This is a genomic window from Streptomyces sp. UNOB3_S3, assembly GCF_020740895.1.
Classification (GTDB): Bacteria; Actinomycetota; Actinomycetes; order Streptomycetales; family Streptomycetaceae; genus Streptomyces.
The window spans coordinates 1-967 of record NZ_JAILXP010000720.1 but is presented as its reverse complement, the minus strand read 5'-3'; the positions used below and the strand labels follow the sequence as shown (position 1 = coordinate 967).

Sequence of the window (967 nt, the reverse complement as noted above, 5' to 3'; positions counted from 1 at the left end):
GAGCTACAAGGACCTGGAGCCGGCGCTCCTGGGGCGGGTGGAGGAGCTGATCGACTTTGTGACGGCGGGGGGTTAGCGGGGGGTGCCGGGGAGGGTCTGGAATTCGGTTGTGTCCAGGGTGACGCCCACCATGTCCAACGGCACTGGATCACCGAACTTGGTGGTCCGTTCCACGGTGTAATCGGCGCCTTCCCCCGCACCGACGGGCTCCGTGAGCAGCACGCACTTGGCGGCGAAGGGGTCCACCACCAGATAGGCGGGCACCTGCCCGGCCGCGTACATCGAGCGCTTGATCTTGTAGTCGGCATGGGCGCTGTACTTGGATACAACCTCCAGCAACAGCATGGCGGCGGAAGCCGGAACCAGCCGTCCGGGGCCTTCGAATGCCCCCCGCTCGATCACGACGAGATCCGGCTGCGGCTCACTGTCCTCACCGGGAATAGCGATGTCCTGCGTCGCCATCCGATGCCAGCGATCACGGGGGATCTGATCGATGACCGACTCGACGATCATGTTGTGAACCCGATCGGGCCCCGCCATCATCACGATGTTCCCCCGCAGCAGCTCAATCCTGAACCCCTCGAAGATCTCGGGGTGGTCCAGGAACAAGTCATTCATACGTTCGTACACAGCGGTCATCTCCGTGGCCCTCCACATCCACCGCGTGCATTGAGCGGCAGCCTACGGCGAGCGTAGGCAGGCACATCGCTTACGCGCGTCAGTTCACCCGAACAGGTAATCAGTCCACCAGATCCCGCACCACCGCGTCCGCCAGCAGCCGCCCCCGCAGCGTCAGGGCCGCACGGCCCTGCTCGTACGCCTCGGGCCGCAGCAGCCCGTCCGCGAGCGCTCGGGCCGCCGCCCGCGAACCGGCCGGCTTCAGGAGCGCCAACGGGCACCCCTCCTCCAGCCGCAGCTCCAGCAGAATCCGCTCGACCCGCCGGTCATCCTCCGAGAGGAGCTCCCG

The 967-nt window shown here is 66.5% G+C and carries 2 protein-coding genes and 1 pseudogene; 1 reads left to right on the top strand and 2 read right to left on the bottom strand.

The genetic code is table 11. From position 1 onward, the window contains the following. Positions 1–76, top strand: a 76-nt coding sequence (locus tag K6I33_RS35280) for a DUF3097 family protein (RefSeq protein ID WP_229358868.1), incomplete at its 5' end; no start/stop codon positions are given. Here K6I33_RS35280 and K6I33_RS35275 read toward each other — a convergent pair. Together K6I33_RS35275 and K6I33_RS35270 are read right to left on the bottom strand one after the other, a co-directional pair. Next, positions 73–639: a Uma2 family endonuclease gene (locus K6I33_RS35275; RefSeq protein ID WP_229358867.1), complete on the bottom strand. Its 567-nt coding sequence runs from the start codon at positions 637–639 to the stop codon at positions 73–75. The genes K6I33_RS35280 and K6I33_RS35275 overlap by 4 nt on opposite strands. Before the next feature lie 100 nt (positions 640–739). Then, positions 740–967: pseudogene (locus K6I33_RS35270) on the bottom strand (coproporphyrinogen III oxidase); the annotation flags it as partial.

Coding starts and splice junctions, on each gene's coding strand:
- K6I33_RS35275 (WP_229358867.1), bottom strand. CDS start 639: ATGACCGCTGTGTACGAACGTATGAATGACTTGTTCCTGGACCACCCC.